At 45.2% G+C, this 20,043-nt stretch carries 20 protein-coding genes; 16 read left to right on the top strand and 4 right to left on the bottom strand.

Features of this window, described 5'->3' with window-relative positions:
• Positions 1-103: 103 nt before the first annotated feature.
• Positions 104-841, bottom strand: coding sequence for a helix-turn-helix domain-containing protein (locus tag RH45_RS21395; protein WP_039959045.1), 738 nt, complete (start codon positions 839-841; stop codon positions 104-106).
• A 484-nt stretch (positions 842-1,325) separates the two neighbouring features.
• Between RH45_RS21395 and RH45_RS21390 the strand changes: the two genes are divergently transcribed.
• From RH45_RS21390 to RH45_RS21340, 12 genes are all read left to right on the top strand, one after another.
• Positions 1,326-1,502 (top strand): Flp family type IVb pilin, encoded by a 177-nt coding sequence (locus RH45_RS21390; protein WP_008081370.1) that lies wholly within the window; start codon positions 1,326-1,328, stop codon positions 1,500-1,502.
• Positions 1,503-1,596: 94 nt separating this feature from the next.
• On the top strand, positions 1,597-1,761 hold the full coding sequence (locus tag RH45_RS23620) for a Flp family type IVb pilin (RefSeq protein WP_008081369.1): 165 nt from the start codon (positions 1,597-1,599) through the stop codon (positions 1,759-1,761).
• 22 nt (positions 1,762-1,783) lie between these two features.
• The gene (locus RH45_RS21385; protein WP_008081367.1) at positions 1,784-2,290 is read left to right on the top strand and encodes an A24 family peptidase; all 507 of its coding nucleotides are present in this window, start codon (positions 1,784-1,786) and stop codon (positions 2,288-2,290) included.
• A 25-nt stretch (positions 2,291-2,315) separates the two neighbouring features.
• Positions 2,316-3,662: an ATP-binding protein gene (locus RH45_RS21380; RefSeq protein WP_008081366.1), complete on the top strand. Its 1,347-nt coding sequence runs from the start codon at positions 2,316-2,318 to the stop codon at positions 3,660-3,662.
• A complete protein-coding gene (gene cpaB, locus RH45_RS21375) occupies positions 3,659-4,402 on the top strand; it encodes a Flp pilus assembly protein CpaB (RefSeq protein ID WP_008081365.1) in 744 nt (247 codons plus the stop codon). Before RH45_RS21380 ends, cpaB begins: the two co-directional genes overlap by 4 nt.
• An 8-nt stretch (positions 4,403-4,410) precedes the next feature.
• Positions 4,411-5,874 (top strand): type II and III secretion system protein family protein, encoded by a 1,464-nt coding sequence (locus RH45_RS21370; RefSeq protein WP_008081363.1) that lies wholly within the window; start codon positions 4,411-4,413, stop codon positions 5,872-5,874.
• A 9-nt stretch (positions 5,875-5,883) separates the two neighbouring features.
• Positions 5,884-6,150 carry a hypothetical protein gene (locus RH45_RS21365; protein ID WP_008081361.1) on the top strand — a complete coding sequence of 89 codons (267 nt, stop codon included), beginning with the start codon at positions 5,884-5,886 and terminating at the stop codon, positions 6,148-6,150.
• 201 nt (positions 6,151-6,351) lie between these two features.
• Positions 6,352-7,578, top strand: coding sequence for an AAA family ATPase (locus tag RH45_RS21360; protein WP_008081360.1), 1,227 nt, complete (start codon positions 6,352-6,354; stop codon positions 7,576-7,578).
• 27 nt (positions 7,579-7,605) lie between these two features.
• Entirely contained in the window at positions 7,606-9,075 is a 1,470-nt protein-coding gene (locus RH45_RS21355) for a CpaF family protein (RefSeq protein WP_008081358.1), read from the top strand.
• 12 nt (positions 9,076-9,087) lie between these two features.
• A complete protein-coding gene (locus RH45_RS21350; RefSeq protein WP_008081356.1) occupies positions 9,088-10,056 on the top strand; it encodes a type II secretion system F family protein in 969 nt (322 codons plus the stop codon).
• A gap of 1 nt (position 10,057) precedes the next feature.
• On the top strand, positions 10,058-11,002 hold the full coding sequence (locus tag RH45_RS21345; protein ID WP_008081354.1) for a type II secretion system F family protein: 945 nt from the start codon (positions 10,058-10,060) through the stop codon (positions 11,000-11,002).
• A gap of 2 nt (positions 11,003-11,004) precedes the next feature.
• Positions 11,005-12,015, top strand: a complete 1,011-nt coding sequence (locus RH45_RS21340) for a tetratricopeptide repeat protein (protein WP_008081352.1) — start codon at positions 11,005-11,007, stop codon at positions 12,013-12,015.
• A 49-nt stretch (positions 12,016-12,064) separates the two neighbouring features.
• Here the strand turns inward: RH45_RS21340 and chrA are convergent, their stop codons facing one another.
• Complete coding sequence (chrA, locus tag RH45_RS21335) at positions 12,065-13,210, bottom strand: chromate efflux transporter (protein WP_008081350.1); 1,146 nt, start codon at positions 13,208-13,210, stop codon at positions 12,065-12,067.
• Between the two features lie 108 nt (positions 13,211-13,318).
• On the opposite strand from chrA, the gene RH45_RS21330 reads away from it, so the two are divergent.
• A complete protein-coding gene (locus RH45_RS21330; RefSeq protein WP_008081348.1) occupies positions 13,319-14,227 on the top strand; it encodes a LysR family transcriptional regulator in 909 nt (302 codons plus the stop codon).
• On the opposite strand, the gene RH45_RS21325 is transcribed toward RH45_RS21330, so the two are convergent.
• Together RH45_RS21325 and RH45_RS21320 are read right to left on the bottom strand one after the other, a co-directional pair.
• Positions 14,220-15,308 (bottom strand): phosphatase PAP2 family protein, encoded by a 1,089-nt coding sequence (locus RH45_RS21325; RefSeq protein WP_008081346.1) that lies wholly within the window; start codon positions 15,306-15,308, stop codon positions 14,220-14,222. The genes RH45_RS21330 and RH45_RS21325 overlap by 8 nt on opposite strands.
• Before the next feature lie 116 nt (positions 15,309-15,424).
• Positions 15,425-16,507, bottom strand: coding sequence for an ABC transporter ATP-binding protein (locus RH45_RS21320; RefSeq protein ID WP_008081345.1), 1,083 nt, complete (start codon positions 16,505-16,507; stop codon positions 15,425-15,427).
• A gap of 451 nt (positions 16,508-16,958) precedes the next feature.
• On the opposite strand from RH45_RS21320, the gene RH45_RS21315 reads away from it, so the two are divergent.
• From RH45_RS21315 to RH45_RS21305, 3 genes are all read left to right on the top strand, one after another.
• Positions 16,959-17,771: a carbohydrate ABC transporter permease gene (locus RH45_RS21315; RefSeq protein ID WP_390218111.1), complete on the top strand. Its 813-nt coding sequence runs from the start codon at positions 16,959-16,961 to the stop codon at positions 17,769-17,771.
• The gene (locus RH45_RS21310; protein ID WP_008081343.1) at positions 17,771-18,622 is read left to right on the top strand and encodes a carbohydrate ABC transporter permease; all 852 of its coding nucleotides are present in this window, start codon (positions 17,771-17,773) and stop codon (positions 18,620-18,622) included. Before RH45_RS21315 ends, RH45_RS21310 begins: the two co-directional genes overlap by 1 nt.
• Positions 18,623-18,728: 106 nt before the next feature.
• Positions 18,729-19,955, top strand: coding sequence for an ABC transporter substrate-binding protein (locus tag RH45_RS21305; RefSeq protein WP_008081342.1), 1,227 nt, complete (start codon positions 18,729-18,731; stop codon positions 19,953-19,955).
• The last annotated feature ends 88 nt before the right edge of the window (positions 19,956-20,043 follow it).

The raw sequence follows: 20,043 nt of genomic DNA, 5'->3' as shown, positions 1-20,043 counted from the left end.
ATAATGATTTATTTTTATTGTTAACAGCTTGTTAACTTTAGCATGGAAGAGGAATGAGAGTGAAGTGTTGGGCAAATAATATGCTACAAGGTGTGACACAGAATTAATGAAGTTGGCGGTAAACGGCTGGGCTTAAACCCGTTTTCTTTTTAAATATTCGTGAGAAATATGACACGTCGTGGTAACCACATTGAAAAGCAATAAATGAGATTTTTTCCTTTCGCTCCGTGGTCAACAGTTGTTTGGCCAAATTTATCCGCTTGAGAACCAAGTAATCTCTGAAACTCACCCCGATGGTTTTATGAAAGAACTTAGAGAAGTAGGTAACCGAGTAATGGCAATATTCCGCGACATCTTCTTCCCGAATGGTACGCGAGAGGTTTTTGTCTATATACCTTAAGATCTCGATTAGGTCCTTGCTGACATTTTGCTTTTGGATCATCGAGGTAAGTCGGTGGATCTCTAATATTTCTTGGTGTTTCGTGTATTGGTAATGAATTTGTTCGCTGAGCTTTTTCGCCCATTCATCTTCCATTGGCGTTGAAAGATCGTACGTTTTGAACACGACTTCTAGACTTTTCACGTCTTCGCCCAAGTCACCCTTGTGAAAGAGAACTAAACTTTTTTCTAGGTTTTGACAAAGCTTAGCTGCGGTTAAAAACAGTGAATGGTATGAGTCTTGATAGTAGAAAAAACAAAAGTGGATGTCTGATTCACTGAGTACAGAGACATCAAACCCATAATCTTTTAGGTCGAAGTACTCGTCTAAATCTCGAATTAAATCTTTAGAAATGAAGGACGTAGACTGACCTAACCAATAACCACTGTGTAATACATTCACTTCAGCTAGCCCTAATTTAGTACTCAGTAATAGTTTTAAGATTAGGTTAGCGAACGGTGAACGCAAACTTTTCCCCAAGCTAGTGCTTTTTTCTTAGTGCCATGCTGTTGATATGAATGTCTTATTAGGTCAGATATTTTTGGGAGCAAGATCAATGTTTATTTATTGCTCAATTTTGTCAAGTATCAGTATTGATACATTGCAAATAAATATATCTATCAGGTGGGTGTATTTACTTAATTGATGGTTAAGGCCATTTTTTACAATGAGTTATTGAAAATGCTTAGAGCACGCTTATTTGTAGATTATTCAGGTTTATGGTCAACAGATCACCTAATTCTGGGACTTTCTTGCCTTTTTAGCACATTTATTAGAGCAGAAAAGTACCAAAACTAGACAAAAAAGTCCTAACTCTTAGTGGCAGAAAACTCCTAATTTATAGTTAAGCACGACGCTTAGGTACTTAGACAAAAGGAGACTGGTTATGACTAAAGTACTAAAAAATATCAAAGCATTCTTGAAGGACGAAGAAGGTTTAACGGTTGTTGAATACGTAGTGGGCGCAGGCTTGTTAGTGCTTGGTCTAGCTGGTATTTTCGATGCATTTAGCTCGATTCTTGAAACACAGCTAAGTGGTGTATTCAACCAATCTTCATCGTGAACCGATGAGGCAAATTTGATAATCCCTACTAATATAGTTGTATAGGTTGGCTGCTCCCCATAAAGCGAGCCTATACAACATCTAGGAGTGGATTATGTTGCTGAAAAATAACATCAAGAACTTTTTTCAAGACGAGACTGGTCTGACAGTAGTCGAGTATGTTGTCGGAGCGAGCGTGATGCTTGCAGGCCTATCTGGTCTCTTTCTTGCTTTCCAAGATATTTTAACAGAAGAATTTAATTCCCTTTTCAGCCAGTAGCGGCAGCAAGGTAGGTGTTCGAATGGAGTACTTTATCTGGTTTGTGTTGCTCATGATTGCTGTGTCTGATGCTAGAGAGCATCGCATTCCTAATGTACTACTGATTTTAACCCTCGTTCTGTGTGTAGCAAAAATGCTCGTCCAGCCGACCTTGTCACCTTCGTTTACTGAGGCGTTGATGGGCGGTGGAGCCATGTTTTTTGGCGCACTGGTTCTTCATTTGTTGAGAGTTATGGCGCCTGGCGATGTTAAGTTACTTGGCGTTGTCGGTTTTTGGCTGGGCTGGGGACATTTGATGGATATTTCGTTGTGGATCGCAGTCGCGAGCATTCTCGTTGGCAGCGTGTACGCATTGATCAAAGCCGCAGGGAAAGAAGAGAGCGTAAAACATCAGCTAGAGCGGTACAAAATGTTGTTTGCTTATGGGCGGACAGCACCCAAAGACGTTGCTGAAGAGCAAGCTCAAAAATTAAGAATGCCGTTTGCTCCCATTGTCGTGATTGGCTTGGCGTTACAAAGTTACTTCTAGGCACACTGAAAGAGAAGGAGTCTCTATGGTGCAGTCAAATAAAGAGGTTAAACATAGAACTGAATTGAAGCCTCAAGCGGAAGCTCCTCCAGTTCCGACATCATTTGATTCTCTGAACATCCCTCGGGCGGTCCTAGAGAACTTGTTGATCAAACATTTAGCCGCATACCCTAAGTCAGATATCCTCAAACTTACAGAGTTGATGTGCGTTAACAGTCACATGATTGAAGATATGCTCGCTGACTTACGGAGCAAGTCTCACGTTGAAGTTTTTCAAGCCACACCTTCTTCATTTTCAACTCAGTCGACCGGTAACGTTCGGTACGGATTGTCTGAGCAGGGAATGCAAGAAGCAGATGAAGCCTTTGCTAAAGATGCTTATTTAGGGCCCGCACCCGTTTCTTTGAACGACTATGAAGCCATGGTTAAAGACCAAGATGTCAGGGCTCAAATGGTAAATCGTCAAGATGTCAGTTTTGCTTTGTCTGAGGTGCTCGGCGCGGAGAGAATGATTTCCGTTTTGGGGCCGGCAATCAATTCGGGGAGAGCGTTATTACTTTATGGCGATGCTGGTACAGGTAAAACCTTTGTCGCGACTAGGCTACTCAATTCGCTGAACACCTCGGTCTATATTCCCTACGCAGTGTATGCAGCAGGTAACATTATTAAAGTGTTTTCTCCGCAGCATCACAAAAAGGTCGCCAGTTCAGAAATCAAATCCATTGCGTTTAAAGAGCAGTTTGACAGGCGATGGGCCCTGTGTGAGAGACCAAGTATTCAAGTTGGCGGTGAGTTGACGATGGATATGCTAGAAGTCAATCACTCTGAACACAACCGAGTATGGATGGCTCCACTGCAGATGATGGCCAACAATGGCATTTTCATTATTGATGATTTGGGGCGTCAGCCCATGCCAGTAGACACCTTGTTAAACCGTTGGATTGTTCCGATGGAATACTTTTATGACTACCTCAATCTCCCCAATGGCCAACAAATCACCATACCTTTTATTCTTACATTGGCCTTTTCTACGAACCTCGATCCGGAAAAGATCAGTGATCCCGCATTTTTACGTCGCCTTGGCTATAAGATTCAATTTGGACCATTGTTAAAAGAAGAATATCACTCGTTGTGGAGTTCGTTTGCGCAATCGAAAAAACTGACAGTGAGTGAAGAAAGCTATACCAAGTTATTTGATTTACACAGTCAGCATCGCGTTGGTTTCTATCCTTGTATTCCAAAGGATATTGTTGGTATCAGCCGAGATATCATTGTTTTTGAAGAAGTTGATCCGGTTATCTCCCCTGAAATCGTCACCCGCGCCTGGGAAGTTTATTTTACTGCTGACGGCAAAGGAGGAGGAGAACGATGAGCAGAAATCAGGTCATATTACTGTTTTTGCTATCTATAGTATTCGGCTTAGGCGCAGTATTTTTTGCTAAGCAGTGGATGGATAGACAATTACAGCCCCAAGTGGAAATGGAGTTAATTGAGCGAGAGCCTGTCATTATCGCCAGCCAGGAAATTCCCGCAGGTACCCCGATTGAAGAGCAGCATGTTTCTAGTCGATTGTTAGAAGTCGATTGGCGAAATGAAGGTCAGTTTACCAAAGCCGAAGAGTTGATAGGGCAAGTGGTCGCAACCACGATTTATCAAGGTGAAGTGGTGCATCAGAATCGATTGGCAGCGCCTGGCGAAGGCTCAACGTTGGCTTCGTTGATTCCAGAAAACAAACGCGCGGTCACCATTCGGGTTAATGATGTTATTGGTGTTGCCGGTTTCTTATTACCGGGTAATCGCGTTGATGTCCTTAATACCATTAAATACAGCTCGACGTATGCAAATACCGTCACGGTGCTGAAAGACATCAAAGTACTCGCGGTAGACCAAACGGCACGGACCAAAGAAAACAAACCGATCATTGTGCGCGCTGTAACGTTAGAGGTATCACCTAAAGATGCCGAGAAACTACTGACTGCTAGAAGCAAAGGGGAAATTCAGTTAACACTGCGTAACCCTCACGAAGAAGAAAAAGTGGTCAAAAAATACGTTGCACCAAGTGTCACGATTATTAAAGGCACTGAATCTAGCAATATTCGAGTCAGAGATTGAGGTGAGCCATGTTGAAACGGATTTTAATATTAGTAGTGAGTATAAGTTTTTCTTTGTCAGCAGTATCAGCCACTCAGTCAGGCAAAATTGTCAAAGTACCGCATCACAAATCAACTCATGTCACTTTAGCTGCAAAGGCCAAAAGAGTCTCATTGGGTGATCCCGAAGTGCTCGATATTGTAATGCTCAAGTCGGATGAAGTGTTTCTGATTGGTAAAAAATTGGGTTCAACGAACTTGATGGCTTGGGACAGTCGTGGGCGCTTGATTGAATCAATCAACATCGAAGTCACCCATGACCTGAACAGCCTTAAAGCCAAGTTATATGAGTTTTTACCCAATGAGGAGATTGAAGTTCATAGCGCGCAAAATCGACTGATCTTGAGTGGGCAGATAAGTAATCAAGCGGCGATGAACAAAGCACTGCGAGTTGCGGAAACTTATTCTGCTGGGCAAGAAGCGGACAAAGAAAATCGTTCCCTGAGTGAACAAGTACAGAAAACCGGTGTGATTAACTTGATGACCATAGGTGGTGCCCAGCAGGTAATGTTGGAAGTGACGGTCGCAGAAGTGCAGCGTAGCTTAGTAAGAAAGTTTGATTCCAATTTCCACTTCTTTGAAAGCAACGGCAACTTTTCTTGGGGGGGCACATCCGCAGGGGCAATCATTGATGATGTAAATGGCGGGATTGGCCCAATTTTCAATGCACCAGGAATTGATAACACGGGCTTCTTAGGCACCTTTATCGATGGGGATACGCTGTTTACCTTTGCACTGGATATTGCCAAACAAAATGGCTCAGCAAAAGTGCTGGCCGAGCCTAATTTAACGGCGCTCAGTGGAGCGAAGGCTGAGTTTCTTGCTGGTGGCGAGTTTCCAATCCCTGTCCCTGATGATGATGGCATCACCATAGAGTACAAAGAGTACGGTGTTGGACTGAAGTTTATTCCTACGGTTCTAAGTGACAAGCACATTAACTTAAATCTAGCCATTGATGTCAGTGAAATTGCCAACAGCGCCACGCTTACTTTAAACCCCGGAGGCACTAACGGAACATACGTTATCCCACCGATTACCCGTCGAAGCGCGTCATCAACCTTGGAGCTTGCTGATGGGCAAACCATTGGTATTGCTGGGTTACTAAGCGAAAACGTGCGAGATGTTGTCAGTGGGGTACCTGGCTTTAGCGATATCCCTGTTTTAGGGCAAATGTTTAATAGTCAGGAGTACATTTCAGGTGAAACTGAGTTGGTTATATTAGTCACGCCAAGGTTGGCGAAACCTATCGATAGAAGCAAGGTCTCGTTACCGACTGACTCATTCGTTGAGCCGAATGATTTTGAGTATTACTTGCTTGGACGTGGTGCTTACATCGCACCAACGGGGAAATCTAAATCTAATGAATCCCAAGAAAGCAACTTCATTGACCATTCGAAAGGTGGCACTGAAGGTACGTTTGGACACAGTCTTTAGGAGGCAATGATGGAATTGCGTTTATTAGTGATCACAATTATTGGCTCAATGGTGCTGCTGACTGGGTGTGTCAATAACGCGGAGCAGCTCGGTCAACATATGGTGAAAGTACGTAATGCTCAAGTTTACAACCCAGATGCCACAACAGAGAACTTAGGGTTAATCCCTGAAGGGAGTGGTGAGCGTATGGAAGGGGCTTATCAAGTTTACACTGGCAAACAAGACAAAGACCTGCAGGGAACTGACAGCCAATTCTTAGAGGGCTTCAGTAATTAAGCTTTCGGTTATTCTGGCAGATCTCGATACGTTTCCTACACTTAGTAATGAGTGAGGAATAATCGATAAGTTTAGCTATCAAATCACGGGCTTAGTACATATGGAATGATTCGGTACACAGCCGTGAAGCAAGGTAAGTAACAAAGCAAAAACGAATACCTTAATGGTAGTAGCAGTTAGGGATACTGCAGGAGAGAATGAATGGGTGAAGCCGTGCCAATTGCACCGGGGAAACAGAGTCCCCCTCTGAGGCTAAAAACAAATTTAACAGTATGGGTCTTTTACTCGTCCGATGCGTTTCATTTGCATATTAGCCATGAGTTATCCAAATGCCAGAGCATCAGCTATGAGATGATTTCTTTTCATGGTTTGGTGGTGGCAAACCTTGCCCATTTTTCTCCTCCAGACCTTATTTTTGTTGAAACTGGCCCTAATTGGGCGCAGAAAATCGTTGAGCTACAGCAGTTTGAATCTCCAGCTGAAAATAGCAGTAACCATGAAGCGCAGTTGATTGTTTTTGGGAATGAGCATGACAGTGGTGCGCTAAAAATAGCGCTGCGAATTGGTGCGGCGGACTTCGTGTCCGATAAAGCTGAGATTCAGGAGCTAACGCCGTTACTCAATAATGTGGCAGAAGATAAGGTGGCCAGTCGCAACCTTGGTGAGTTGATGGTGTTCATGAACTCAAAAGGGGGGTGTGGCGCATCGATGTTGGCACTGAATACCGCGATCAAAATGGCACAACAACACCCTGAACAAGTGATGTTACTCGATCTCGATATACAGTTTGGCGTCGTCAATGACTATCTCAATATTCAACCGACATACAGCTTAATTGATGCTTTGGCTAATGTTTCTGATCTGGATGAGGTGTCATTGGGAAGTTTGGTGACAAAGCATGATTCAGGGCTGCACATCTTGGCATTTAAGCGTGAAAACAGCCATGAGAACTACGAAAAAGCCCATCACTTAAATAAGTTGTTGCCGTTTCTTCGCGAGCAATATCCCTATGTGGTGGTTGATCTCTCAAGAGGCCTCGATCGTCTGTTCGCTCCGGTTATTTCACCTGCGACCAAGCTGTTCATGGTCACGCAGCAAAACCTTGTCGCGATCAAAAGCTGCAACCAAATCATTAAAACACTCTCGTTTGAGTTTGGCATAAATCGGGATCAAGTTGAGATCATAGTGAATCGCTATGAGAAACGGCAGACCATCAAGCTCAAAGACATTAAAGAGGCGGTTGGGGATGTCTCTGTTCATACCATCCCGAATGATTTCAAAGTTGCGCTGGAGAGTGCCAACTTAGGCCGCCCGTTTATTGAAGCCAAAAAAGGCAGTACTTTGTCGAAATCGGTAAGCAAGTTTGTTTCGTTGCTCCTACCGAAGAGTGAGAAAAAACAAGGCTGGCTAAGCAAGTTGTTCTCCTAGCTAGGTGAAATGAGAGGGTAACGTACGATGTTTTTCAAACGAAAGAATATGAACCCTGAACTGCAGAAGAAGGTTATTGAAGCAGATCAGCGAGAGCAACAAGATGCCTCTGGTCTAGAAGTTGGCGGTGAATCTTCAGCTCTTACCGCATCTAATGCTTTGAAGGAAAAGAAAAAACAAGAGCAGGAAGCAAGTGATAAAGCGGTTGATGATGCACGCAAACAGCTGAAGCAAGAGCAAGAAGTTAAGCACTACTATCATCAAAGACTGCTCGAGACACTAGACTTAGGACTTTTGGCAAGTTTGGAGAAAGAGCGGGCGAAAAATGACCTTCATGACGCGATTGTTCAATTGATGGCGGATGACCAAACCCATGCTTTGAGTGCCGAAGGACGCAAGCGGGTTATTCAGCAAATCGAAGATGAGGTGTTTGGCCTTGGACCGCTTGAGCCCCTGCTTAATGATGCCACAGTATCCGATATCCTAGTTAATGGGCCCAAACATGTGTTTGTAGAACGACGAGGTAAGCTGCAACAGACGCCTTACACGTTTCTCGATGAACGTCATTTACGCAATATTATTGACCGCATTGTTAGTCAAGTGGGGCGCCGTATTGACGAAGCTTCGCCAATGGTCGACGCGCGTTTGACCGATGGTTCTCGTGTGAATGCGATTATTCCCCCTCTCGCTTTAGATGGCTCGTCAGTCTCTATTCGTCGCTTCGCGGTTGAAAAGCTCAATATGGATAACTTATTGGCGTTCAACTCATTATCTCCTCAGATGGCTCAATTTGTTGAAGCTGCGGTTCAGGGGGCGCTCAATGTCTTGATATCGGGTGGTACAGGTTCAGGTAAAACCACGACTCTTAATATTTTCTCTAATTTCATTCCTGCCGATGATCGTATCGTTACCATTGAAGATTCTGCAGAGCTTCAACTGCAACAAACTCATGTCGTTCGGTTAGAAACACGCCCGGCCAACTTGGAAGGTAAAGGGGAAATCACCCAGCGAGATTTGGTGAAAAACTCACTGCGGATGCGTCCAGATAGGATTGTTCTTGGGGAGGTCCGTGGTGCCGAGGCCGTCGATATGCTTGCAGCGATGAATACCGGCCACGATGGTTCATTAGCGACGATTCACGCCAACACCCCGCGTGACGCATTATCTCGGGTGGAAAATATGTTTGCTATGGCAGGGTGGAATATGAGTGCTAAGAACCTTCGCTCTCAAATTGCCTCTGCGATACACCTAGTAGTACAAATGGAACGCCAAGAGGACGGTAAGCGCCGAATGGTGAGCATTTGCGAAATTAATGGCATGGAAGGGGAAATCATCACCATGTCAGAGATCTTTAAGTTCCATCGTCAGGGGATGGACGAGGAAGGGAATGTACAAGGTTTTTATACGGCAACAGGGGTCGTTCCGCAATGCCACGACCAGTTGTCGAAGAAAGGTCTCCACCTTCCTTTTGACATATTTAATGAATCCTATTCGTAGGAGGAGGTTGTCATGCAGCAGGATGCAACGCTTTTCTATATTTTGCTCTTTTTTGCCGTGGTATTTATATCACAAGCATTAATCTTGCCCGCCGCCGGTAGTAAGGCGAAGCACAAGCAATTGTCGCAGCGACTGAAAGACTCTCAAGCAAACTTAGATGAAGAAGCGCGTTCATTGCTGCAAGAGCACTACATGAAAAGCCTCACGCCAATGGATAGGCGCTTAGTAAAGTACGAGCTTTTCTCTTCTTTGAAAAAGACCATTGAGCTTTCTGGCTACGATTGGAGTTTGAGTCAAACCCTTGCGGTGACTTTTATCCTCTCTATATGTGCCTTTATGGTTGTACTACTCATCGGCCAGCCTTTCTATGTTGGCATTGCGTCGTCGATCGGTATATGGGCGATTTTGTACTTTTGGTTGAACAAGCGCATTTCAGATCGACTCTCGCAATTTGAAGAACAGTTACCTGAAGCGCTCGATATAATGCGCCGTATGCTTCAGGCTGGTCAGCCAGTAACGCAGGCGTTTAATGAAGTCGGTAACGAAATGCCAGATCCAATCGGAACCGAGTTCAAGAATACCTTTAACTTGCTTAACTTTGGCTATGATATGCGTATGGCGATTATGCAAATGGCCGAGCGAACCCCAACCGTATCCATGCTGGCGTTTTCAAGTGCAGTGTTGCTACAAAAAGAGACTGGGGGTAACTTGTCGGAAAACTTGGAGAAGGTCAGTCGAGTATTGCGTTCGCGCTTTAAGCTGCAACGTAAAATCAAAACATTATCGGCGGAAAGCCGTTTGTCCGCTTGGATACTCGTGTTGTCTCCATTCTTACTTTTCCTTTTCTTGTCGATTATCAACCCCACTTATGTTGAGCCTCTGTATACCGATCCACGAGGGATGACCTTAGTCAGTGGTGGGATCGTTAGTCTATTCATTGGCTCGATGTGGATTCGCAACATAATCAACTTCGAGGTGTAAAATGGACTTTATTTATCAAATCCTTGCAGACCTCCAGATAGAGGAACAGACTTTCTTTCTCGGCGTCATTCTTGTTGCAACTGTGTTGGTTATGTTCACGTTGTTTTTGGTGGTTGTCGGAACAAGGGCTCCGATGTCAGTTCGCTTGGAAGAGCTAAAGAAAACCGCTCCGGGAGAAAAACTCAAAAAAGGACGGCGTTTAGGCAATACACTGGATTCCATTGCGCCAACTTTAACGCCCTCTAATTCAAAAGAAAATCAAAGTGTGCGCCAACAATTGATGCACGCGGGCTACCATGACGCTAATGCACTGACTGTATTTTATGCCATTAAAGGGGCAGCCATTCTGGTTGGTGTCGGCATGGCGGCAACGCTTTATTTTCTTGTTCCAGACATGTCGAATTTAAACTTAGCGATGATTTTTAGTGTGGCATTTGGTCTTTATATTCCTAATGTTGGTCTTAACTATGTTGTGAAGAAGCGCCAGTCACGAATTCGTGGAGGGGTGCCTGATGCGCTAGACCTTTTAGTGGTATGTACCGAGTCTGGGCTGGGGTTCAGTGCTGCGCTTCGCCGAGTTGCCGACGAGTTAATGATTTCACACCCCGATTTCGCCGATGAGTTGGATACGGTGTGTGTGAAAATCAAAGCTGGTGTAGAGATGTCTGATGCGTTTGAGGACTTAGTTGAGCGTACAGGGATAAAAGAGCTTGCAGGATTAGTCACTATGCTTTCACATGCTTCTCGTATTGGTGGCAGTTTGTCACAAACCTTGCGTGAATATACCGAGGATTTCCGTGATAAACGCAACCAAGAAATCGAAGAGATAGCCGCTAAGATCCCGACAAAGATGATATTCCCGCTCTTACTGTTTATTTGGCCTTGTTTCTTTATCGTCGCAATTGGGCCATCAATGCTATTTCTTACCGCGACGTTAGGGAATTAATTATGAAAATACGCTCAACATTTATATGGCTGTTTCCTATTTTAATCCTAGTGGGTTGCGCAGCCAGCAATGAAAATACCTTAGATACTTCGCTCTACGATGGTCAGCCGATTGATACACTCTCTTTGGATGAGCCTCCTAAAACGGAAAAAGAAGCCATCACACGGGGTGATGCTGCTTTGAAGCAAGGAAACGTTGATCTGGCTTTGTATGAATACATCCGTTCGCTGTCCTTTGAGAATGGCCAGTTTCGTGATCGCTCGTTGTACAATATTGGCCGTATCCACCAAAGTCGCGGTAATTTAGCGTTGGCTGAGCGAGCATTCACTTTAGCCGTAGAAACCAATCCAAATAATATTCAGGCGTTAGAGCAGCTAGGGATCATTTCGAGTCGTGATGGGGACGTGAAACAGGGCGAAAGCTATTTCCTCAAAGCGATCAATGCCGACCAACTGCGCTTTGGCAGTAAAAGAACGTTAACCGATCAAGACCTGTCTACCGTGGACGCGGTCAAGGTATTGAAGACGGATGTGAGCTCTCCTGACTACGCCTACATGGGATTAGGTGTGTTAGCAGACTTAGACGCCAAGCATGAACTGGCGCAGGCATACTATCAACACGCACTACGCATAAAACCAGATTCAGTCAAAACCCTGACCAACAGTGGCTATTCGTACTATATGTCGGGAGATTATCGTCAAGCGCAAAGGCTAAGCTTACAGGCGCTTGAGGAAGACCCAAATAATGAAAAGGCACTGAATAACTTGGCGCTTATCTATTTAGGTAAAGGGGAGATTAACCGGGCTTTGAATGTATTTACTCGTCATATGAACAAGCCAGAAGCACTAAATAATGTGGGGTACTTCTTAATGCTGCAAGGCAAACCGGACCAAGCGATCCCATACCTTCAGCAGGCCATTGATACTAAGCCAACTTACTACAAAGTCGCCAACGAAAACCTCGAGCGGGCATTAGCCTTGGTTCGCGAACAAAAAGTGGTGGTTGAGGAATAAGTGTTAAAAAGGAGAGCGTTAGCTCTCCTTTTCATTTCCATGGCAACAATTAACTCACGAGACCGCCTAGCAACCCTGCCAGAATAAAGAACGCAACCATCCAAATGATCGGCAGCTTGAGTTGCTTCATAAGGTAAAAACCGACCAAAACTAACGAGATATCCAGCGGGTTGATGACCGCACTGATAAATACGGGTTGGTACAGAGCAGCAAGCAGTAAGCCAACCACCGCGGCGTTCACACCATTAACCGCGCCAGAAACTTTGGTGTTTTGCGCCAAAGATTGCCAGTTTTTTAATACGCCGAGTAGCAGGAGAAAACCAGGAACAAACACACCGAGTGTAGCAATCAGAGCACCTGCGATTGGCGCTTGTGGCATCAGCTCAAAACCAATGTAGGTGGCAAAGGTGAACATAGGGCCCGGAACAGCTTGCGCTGCTGCATACCCCGTAAGGAACGCATCTTGAGAAAGTTGATCACCGACGATGTTTTGCAATAAAGGTAGAACGACATGGCCGCCGCCAAACACCAAACTACCTGCTTGGAAAAAGTCATTAAACAAAGCTAGAGCTGGCATGTGTTGCGCCGCAAAAGGTAGCCCAACTAACAAGGCGACAAATAGAACTAAGGGCAAGAGTGTGGGTTTGAATGGCGTGCTTGCTGTTTGCTGCGAGTTACCTAAAAACTTAATGCCGACAATTCCGGCAATGATAAGTACCGCCATTTGAGTAGCAATACTCGGTACCAGTAATAAAGCCACTGCGGTGAACAGACACAAACTGACAGACAACTTGTCTTTACAGAAATTTTTGTACATTCCCCATGTCGCGTCCGCGACCACGACAACCGCGAGTAGCTTTAAGCCATGGACAATGTTTTGAAAAGCACTGGTTTCAGTTAACTGGCTACTCAATAAGGCGAGGGCCAGCATGATCAATACTGAAGGTAGCGTAAAGCCTAAGAAGGCCATACATGCCCCCGCGAGGCCACCTCGCTTATAGCCTAACGCAAAACCAACTTGGCTAGAGCCTGGTCCTGGCAAAAACTGGCTTAATGCTACGATCTGGCCGTATTCTTTATCATCGAGCCAGTTAAGCTTTTCAACAAATGTATTTCGAAAGTAGCCGATGTGTGCCGCTGGGCCACCAAAACTTATCCAGCCAAGCCAGAAAAAGGTTTTAAAAATCGACAGCATGGTTTGGTTACTCATCCAATAAATAGTGTCGATAATGTACGCAATCGACTAAAATGACTCAAATTGATAGTTTTAATATACTCTATGAATCAAATGGGATGAGCTGTGATGAAAGAGTTTAACTGGAAAGGCGTCGACCTCAATTTGCTGGTGGCATTTCAAGCTTTGTACCAAACTAAAAGTGTCAGTCTTGCCGCAGAGCAGTGTTTTATCAGCCAATCGGCCATGAGTCATACTTTGCAGCGCATGCGCTCCTTATTTGATGACCCTCTGTTTGAACGAGTCGGCATCAAGATGGAACCTACTCGTCGTGCTCGAGAGGTTGCTCCTATTATTGACCGTTTGCTTGGAAGTATTAAGAATGATCTGCTGACCAAGAAGCACTTTGCTCCTGCACAGTATCAAGGAGCGTGGCGAATTGGCTTAACGGACTACGCTGAGCAGCTTTTCGCCCCTCAACTGTACGATCAACTCAAACAAGTCTCCCCTCTGTCTCAGGTGAGTTTTTACAACGTCAACCGCAGCAATTACCTAGATATCGCGGAAAGTGAAGAGCTGGATGTCATTATTGGTAGCATCGAGAACTTAAATCGTCGTTTTTTATCGCAGCACTTATACACAGAGCAACATAAATGTTTATTTGATCCCAGAAGCGTGAAGCTTTCGTTACCACTAACCTTAGATAAATTTGTCAGTGTTGAACACGCGTTAGTTAGCCCAGATGGCAGCCTGCAGACTCAAGTGGACCAACGTTTAGCAAAGTTAGGTTATGAACGGCGCGTGGGAGTGGCGTCGCGCAATTTCCTGACCGTGAGACGTTTACTGATCGGTCGTGAGTTGATCTGTATCGTTCCTAAGCGATTTGCCGAAATGGAAACGGCGAGCCATGGTTTAGTCGCGGTGGATACTCCGATTGAAGTCCCTGACTTTGATATTCGCCTGTTGTACCTCAAAGCGAACCAGTATGAAGAGAAAAGTCTCTGTATTCGTGATGTTGTTGCTCAGGTCGTTAATTAGTGACCTGTACCTTGCGAGCCAATACGCCGCACAGTTTCCAAAGTATCAAAGTCAGTACAATGCTCAGGTAGCCGTCGATGGCATAATGCCAGGCTAGGTGGACCGAGCCAATTTGAATGGCGACCACGTAAAGCCACATCAGATAGCCTAGTTTACGATTGAGTTGGTAAGCCCCCAATGCCATCAAGACTGCAATCGAGACATGCATGCTTGGCATGGCTGAAATTCCTGACCCTACACCACTTTCTCGCCCTAAGTATTTAAGCCACAGCATGTCTTGCACATCGAGTGCCCACAGTGGCGGTAATCCTTTCGTCTCTAGTGAAATGCTTTGCTGCATCAATCTATCCATGAGAGGCAAGTAGTGATTCAGTTCTGAATCGACCAAATGAGAGTAACAAGGGCCAGCCGAAGAAAGTAAGGTTGCCGAAATTCCACCAATGAACAACCAGCTGGCCATAAAGGTGACTAAATATTGATTTCTTAAGCGGGCGATATCTCGGCGAACAATAAAAAACAGCACGCTTCCCCACATCAATAAAAACCAAAGGTTGTAGAGAAAATTAATCACAAAGGTGCTGTAGATCGAAGAAAACCATTGATGAGTGAGTTGCCAAGGATCGGTACCAAAGTGGAGCCAATTGTCGAGGTGATAGAACAGTAAGTCGTATTGGAAAGGTTTAATATCGGGGATGATCGACTTAAGGTAGGTATAGCATGAGAAGGTTAAATTAAGCGCTAATACCAGAAGAATAAAACTGACCGCTTTAGACAGTGGATTAAAAAAACCGAGTAGCGTTTTTATATACACAACCAAAGGGTGTGGCGTCTTATGATACGCGAGGTACAAGTAATAGCCCGTACTCCAAGACAAGAAAGTGACGTAACAAATGCTGATCAGAGTTTCTAGATAAGTAAAAGCGTCATATTCAATTTTCGACTCAAGCGTAACGCTCTGAGACATGAGATAGAGTGCCAGTGTGGTGACAAACACGTAGGCATACAACAGTCTATCTTGCTGCAAGGTTGTTTTTATATCTAGCCACTGCTGGTGGCGGTTATCGGATGTCAGTATCGGCATATCTCACGCTGTCGTCTCCAATTACCCGTTAAGTGTAGAACAATACAGGCAATTTCTGCGGATATACCGGGTGGTAAAGTGGCTGAGTGTTACCTCAGCCACTTTTGCTGTTGGCGTTATTCGACACGCAGCCCATTGTGGTCGAACAGGTGACAATCAGTGTGGCTGCAGCTTAATGCCATGGTTTGAAATTTGCTGACTTCTTGGTCGCCAGGTAAGTGAACTTTAAAGCCATCTTCGCCGCAGGCTTGACCAAACATGTAAGTACTGTTGCCTAAACGCTCGACAACCTCACTTTGGAATTGAAGTTGGACATCGCCATTTTGCTGGATCTCTAGGTGCTCTGGGCGAATGCCTAACGTAATAGCCGCACCAGTTTCGAGAGACTGTTTTACTGCAGGAAGGGTAAACAATGACCCATCACTTGCCACAAGTGTGAGTTTGCCATCGCTCGCTGACTCAACTTTGGTCGGGATAAAGTTCATTTTTGGTGAGCCAATAAAGCCCGCGACAAATTCATTTTGTGGTGTATGGTACAACTCCAGCGGCGAACCTACTTGCTCGACGCGCCCATCACGCAGAACCACGATTTTATCGGCGAGGGTCATTGCTTCCACCTGATCGTGAGTAACATAAATCATGGTGTTTTGTAGGTCTTGGTGCAGCTTGGCGATCTGCAAGCGCATATCAACCCGCAGCTCGGCATCTAGGTTAGAGAGAGGTTCATCAAACAAGAAAACTTTTGGGTTACGCACAATGGCGCGACCAATGGCAACACGTTGACGTTGGCCACCAGACAGTTCTTTGGGTTTACGTTTCAATAGGTGGTCTAGCTGCAAGGTTTTTGCCGCGCTGTGCACTTGTTTTTCGATCTGCTCTTTAGGGTGGCCATTCATTTTTAGACCAAAGCCCATGTTCTCTTCGACCGTCATATGAGGGTAGAGTGCGTACGACTGAAACACCATTGCCACACCACGTTCGGCAGGATCAACTTCATTGACCAACTGGTTATCAATGTGGATTTCACCTTCTGTGATCTCTTCTAGGCCGGCAACAAGGCGCAGTAGGGTCGACTTACCACAGCCTGACGGGCCGACGAAGACAACAAACTCACCATTCTCTATCTCTAAATCCACACCGTGAATGGTTTGTACATCACCATAGCGTTTGATGACCTGTTTTAAGCTGATGTCAGCCATATTTACTCCTTGCCGTATGGCGCAAAAAACTCGTTTGATGAGCGAATAAAGTTCGCATGAAAGCACTTTAGTTCGCTTTGTCCATAAAACATACGCTTTTGCGTCGATTTTGTTACCAGTTGTGAAGTAATAGTTGATCACGATCATGGTTAATTCGCGAAAATGAGTCAGTTTTGTGGAAACGTTTACAAAATTGATTTGTTGGTGTGTATTAAATCACCAAGGTTATTAATATGTATTGGTAGATTAGATAAAACTTCATCTTTTGGTCATTTTTCGTCTACTTTGAATAAAGTGTTGAATGGGATTTGAAACCGGAAGATGTGACAAGGAGTCACACAAAATGGAGCAATCTGTGAAAACGATATACCCAGAAAACCGTCTCCCCTCTGCGAGACGTAAAGCTAGGGTAAGCGCAAAGCTCTCACCATGGCTGTTTTTAGCCCCTGCAATGGCCATTTTTGCCATCTATGTTATCTATCCGATCCTCGACAGTATCTGGCTCAGTTTTTATGAATGGGATGGATTAGGCGAAAAAACGTGGGTTGGCCTAGATAACTATCGCGAGTTGTTTGACTCTGACGCTTTCTATATGTCGCTGAAGAACAATACCTTGTGGTTGGTGTTCTTTATGTTGGCACCGCCGATCGGTTTGGCTATCGCACTGTTCTTAAACCAGCAGGTTCAAGGCATACGCGTGGTTAAATCGCTGTTCTTTTTCCCATTTGTCATCTCTCAAGTCGTCGTTGGTCTGGTGTTCGCTTGGTTCTACGATCCTTCGTTTGGCTTGTTCAATATTGTCTTGGGGGCGTTTGGGATTGAGCCTATTTCAATTTTAGCCAATGAAGACTACGTCACTTACGGCATTATCGCCGCGGGTCTGTGGCCACAGATTTCTTACTGCATGATCTTGTACCTGACAGGGCTAAATAACCTAGACCCAGAGCAGATAGAAGCCGCTCGTCTTGATGGTGCGAAAAAGTGGCGCATGCTTTGGTATGTAGTGATTCCTCAGCTTCGCCCTGCGACCTTTATCGCGATCGTAGTGACAGTGATTGGTGCACTGCGTTCATTCGACTTGGTGGCCACCATGACTGCGGGAGGCCCTTGGGGAAGCTCGACGGTCTTGGCTTACCAAATGTACGAAGAGTCTATTTTTAACTATCGCATGGGCTATGGCGCTTCAGTATCTGTAGTGTTGTTCCTCATCATGGATGTTTATATCGCTTACTTCTTATGGCGTATGTTGAGGAGTGAAAAGTAATGTACCCACAACCGATTCAAAAAGCAGGACGCTTTGCCAACATCAGCTACCGCGTTGCGCTGCCAATCTCCATTGTGATGTGGTTGCTGCCGCTTATCGCTGTAATGATGACCTCTATTCGCGGTATTGAAGATATCAACAAAGGTAACTATTGGGGGTGGCCGACGGAGTTTCAGTTTATTGAAAACTACACTCAAGTGTTTACCTCAACTTCTATGGGGCAGTATCTACTCAATAGTCTGTTGATTACCTTGCCTGCCGTAGCGGGTGCAGTGGCGTTATCGACCCTCGCCGGTTTTGCATTGGCTAAATACAAGTTCAAAGCCAACATCTGGATTTTTGCGATGTTCATTGCTGGTAACTTTGTGCCTTTCCAGATCCTAATGATCCCAGTTCGTGACCTGACGATTGCATTTGGTTTGTATGACTCGCACTGGGCCTTGATCTTCTTCCATGTCGCGTTCCAAGCGGGGTTCTGTACTCTGTTTATGCGTAACTTTATTGTCGGCATACCCGATGCGCTGATTGAGGCCGCGCGGGTGGAAGGGGTGACGGAGTGGAAGATCTTCTGGCATGTGGTATTGCCATTGGTACGCCCGGCATTAGCCGCGTTAGCGGTATTGGTGTTCACCTTTATCTGGAACGACTATTTCTGGGCATTGGTATTGGTGCAAAGCGACGAAGTACGTCCAGTAACGGCAGGCCTCAGTGCGTTGAAAGGCCAATGGCTTGCGTCATGGCAGTTCATCTCCGCGGGAGCCATTGTCGCGGCAATCCCACCGGTTGTGCTGTTCTTTACCATGCAACGCCATTTCATTGCTGGTTTAACGCTCGGCGCAACAAAAGGTTAATTTTCAGCAAGCCAGCTCCCCCTATAGGCTGGCTTGCCCTTTAGGTAAGTTAATAAAAACAACAATTGGACCCATGAGCAGACGCTCAACCAACAAGGACCTGAATATGAAATACGTGAAACATCTTGCTGCTACTGCAGTTCTCGGGGCTACGCTTTCTACCTCCGCTTGGGCGGGAACCTTGGTGATTAACTCAGACCAAGCCGATCCTGCACCCAAAGCGGCATGGCAAGAAATCGTTAAGCGTTTTGAAGCTGAAAACCCAGATATTAGCGTCGAGTACAACCTGTACGACAAAGAAGCGTACAAGACAACCATTCGTAACTGGTTGGTCACCTCGCCACCGGACGTAGTGTTTTGGTATGCAGGTAACCGAATGAAGACCTTTGTTGATCGTGGCTTGTTTGAAGATGTTAGTGATATCTGGGCTGATAATAATATGCAGCAAGATTTTGCAGCCGCTGCACCTGCGATGACAGTGAACGGCAAGCAATATGGCGTGCCTTACACCTATTACCAATGGGGTGTCTACTATCGTAAAGACTTGTTCGAAAAATACGGTATCGCTGAGCCTAAAACTTGGCAAGAACTTAAAGCGGCGGCGGCAACGTTGAAGAAGAATGAAATCGCGCCATTTGCCATTGGTACCAAATACCTGTGGACAGCGGCCGGTTGGTTCGACTACATCAACTTGCGTACTAACGGCTTAGATTTCCACATCGATTTGATGGACGGCAAGATCCCTTACACTGATGAGCGTGTGAAGAAAACATTTGCCAACTGGGCTGAGCTAGTTGAGCCGGGTTATTTCCTAGATAACCACGCGTCATACTCTTGGCAAGAAGCGCAACCTTTCCTATACAACGGTAAAGCGGCGATGTATTTGATTGGTAACTTCATCACGCCAAACTTCCCCGCAGAGATGAAAGACAATATGGGCTTCTTCCAGTTCCCAATCATCGACCCAGCGGTTCCGGTTGCTGAAGATGCGCCAATGGATACGATTCACATCCCAAGCAAAGCTAAGAACAAAGAAGATGCACGTAAGTTCCTAGAGTTTGTTGCCCAAGCTGAAATCCAGCAGTTGATCAACGAATCTATCTTGCAAATCCCAACTAACAACAAGGCAAAAGCGGCTGACGACCCGTTCTTGAACAAGGGCGTGCAAATGTTGGCAGATTCACAGGGTACTGCGCAGTTCTACGACCGAGATACCGATCCTGCAATGGCGAAAGAAGGCATGAAGGGCTTCCAAGAGTTTATGGTTAAACCTGAACGTCTAGATAAGATTCTGAAAAAGCTTGAGAAAGTGCGTAAGCGTACCTTCAAGTAATCTCTAATGTTATCTCCCTGCCAATCAACAGTTGGTGGGGCTATCTGACTATTTTTAGAGCGCCTTTTTGCCAAGTGAAGGCGCTTTT

The sequence above is a fragment of the Vibrio sinaloensis DSM 21326 genome (assembly GCF_000189275.1).
Classification (GTDB): Bacteria; Pseudomonadota; Gammaproteobacteria; order Enterobacterales; family Vibrionaceae; genus Vibrio; species Vibrio sinaloensis.
The sequence above is the reverse complement of the archived record's forward strand: the minus strand, read 5'-3'. Positions and strand labels throughout refer to the sequence as shown.